Here is a 2,181-nt window from a genome sequence, read left to right as displayed (position 1 = left end):
TTTTCGGTTAGATCAGCTGGCTTACCTTCCTTCGCCTCGCCGCGGGCTGACGAGCTGACCTGGGCGGCCTGTCGAGTTTGAGACCCAAACATTAATTCCTCCTACTGTTCACCATTCCGGAACGAACTGCCGGCATTTACTCTTCAGTAGGATTGATGATCAGTTAAGCTCGTCAAATTCGCGGTATTCTCGTTAATCTTGGACACAAGACGCCTGCGCTGCGGGAGGAACACGCGTAACCACGTTCGCAGCGCTCGGCTTCGGGCGCCGCCATTTACGGACCGGCACGACACCGCTGCCGTTAAGAATGTATCGGCGAACCTGCTCCAACTCCTCGCCCGTCATGTCGTCGAGAGCATCATCATCGTCGTTGAACATGGCAGCATGAAATCTCTGATCCTTGGCATCTGCAGCGATGGCCGGAAAGCCGGGCCTGTTGTCGACCCTGAGGCCGTCGACCAGCATTTCTAAGCCGTTCTCCAGGTGTCGTTCGAGTTCGGCGAAGCCGCGAATGCCAGGACGCCAGCGCCGCCATACCTCGACGTAGCGCCGGACCACGTTTTTCTGCGAGTCGGTGAGTGCGATCTGATGCATTACCCCTCTCCCTGCAGTCTGGAGAGAGCGTGGGCAGGGCATGGTTAAGCACTAGTTTACGGCAGAAGGCTTTGGGGATGACTGTGCTGTGACAATTTGTGGTGCGGCGTTAAGCTTTACGCACCGTTAACCGCAGCACCAATTAATTCCGCCCGGTTCCACCTACCCACCTAAGCGTAAATACCCGTTGGACGATGCTGCGCTGTGTGACGGTGATATCCTTGGGAGCCGGTGGTTCGAAGCGATGAGCAGTCGATTCATGAACCAATTCGCCTGATTGAAAGCTTAGATGCACCTCGCATCGCTACGCCACCAGAAGCTCCATAACCGCGCCTCAGGTCTGGAGATTGCCCTTGCCGAAGCTCTTGTATTCCAGCGAAACGGTCCGATGCGGAGCCACGCTGGAATTAGACAGCAAAGAAACCTGTCATTGGTATATATGGGTCAATATTATACGAGGAAAAGAATGCCTACAAAATAGCCCAAATGGTCGCCACTCTGAATTCACTTTTTTCGGAGCGGCTGCTTCCCGTCATGTTCCGAAATCCTGCTTTGGCAGCCTTCACGAATGCCGTTTGGCATTGCTCGTCTGCTGCGGAGATCATTTGGAAACTGAACGAGGCAGCGACGCCGGCTGTAGTGCCACCCCCGAAATCATCTGCTGAGTTGCTGGGCGCGTTTTGCGAGCTGATGGAGCGACATCCGACCAGCCAATTCGACATCTCCCGTCTGCCTGCCTCAAAACAGAAGATGAAGGGCGTCATCAGGGAGGTGTGGCAGCGGGAGCCGAAGCTGCGTGATCTGCTTGGACACATGTATCTGTATCTCAGTCATTTTCAGGATGGCATCGGCGATGCGCTCGATTCTACACTTCCGAGCAGTGCGGACGGCGTCGCCGACCCTCATGACTTAGACGCGTTACAGCAGGGACCGCTAGAAATGACCAGACCGACAGGCGAGCACTTTCGGCAGCGGCGTCTTTGGGAGAAAGCTTCCCTATCCGAGATGGAGATACTGAAGCAGGAATGGGCTAAATTCGTCCGCGAGCATGAGTGAGCAGAGAACCCGTTCAGCGCCCCGCAACATTAACTTGATCCCTTAACTTGAGGCGCGGAGACATTTCGACGAGCTGTGACGATAAATTCGGGAAGTGTTGCATGCGACGAGGACACTTGCGATCGCGGCATGCATGATGATGCGCTGTTGATGGCCTATGCCGGCGCGATCGCCGGAGTGAGGAGGCATAGCCGCTTGAACAGCCAACCGGCGTAACGATTGGCCAAGCATATCGCGGCGTCCTGCCCCATGCCGGTATCAATGAGCACGAAGATCACGGCGATCAGCGCGTTCATTGTCTCGCTCCAATGCTGCGCCGTGCCTATCATGACCGGGTAAACAAGCGATCAATCGTGAGGAAGCGGGGCGGCTGGCGGCAAACGTGCGTTTGGCCATCTCTGCTTAACTACGTTTTGTGCTCGGAATACTTATTTAACTGCAACTTGAAACAAATCATCAAGAACTCCTCGGTATCGTTCGGCCATGCACAGCATCACGCCAGATGAGACCGCCTCGGTTCTGACCTTATTG

General features: G+C 55.2%; 2 protein-coding genes. One reads left to right on the top strand and one right to left on the bottom strand.

Features of this window, described 5'->3' with window-relative positions; translation table 11 throughout:
* Positions 1–192: 192 nt before the first annotated feature.
* Positions 193–594, bottom strand: coding sequence for a hypothetical protein (locus DMG62_25285; protein PYY18796.1), 402 nt, complete (start codon positions 592–594; stop codon positions 193–195).
* A gap of 486 nt (positions 595–1,080) precedes the next feature.
* Here DMG62_25285 and DMG62_25280 point away from each other — a divergent pair, with 486 nt between their 5' ends.
* Positions 1,081–1,650 (top strand): hypothetical protein, encoded by a 570-nt coding sequence (locus tag DMG62_25280; GenBank protein PYY18795.1) that lies wholly within the window; start codon positions 1,081–1,083, stop codon positions 1,648–1,650.
* The last annotated feature ends 531 nt before the right edge of the window (positions 1,651–2,181 follow it).

The organism is Acidobacteriota bacterium (genome assembly GCA_003225175.1).
Lineage (GTDB): Bacteria > Acidobacteriota > Terriglobia > Terriglobales > Acidobacteriaceae > Gp1-AA112.
The sequence above is the reverse complement of the archived record's forward strand: the minus strand, read 5'-3'. Positions and strand labels throughout refer to the sequence as shown.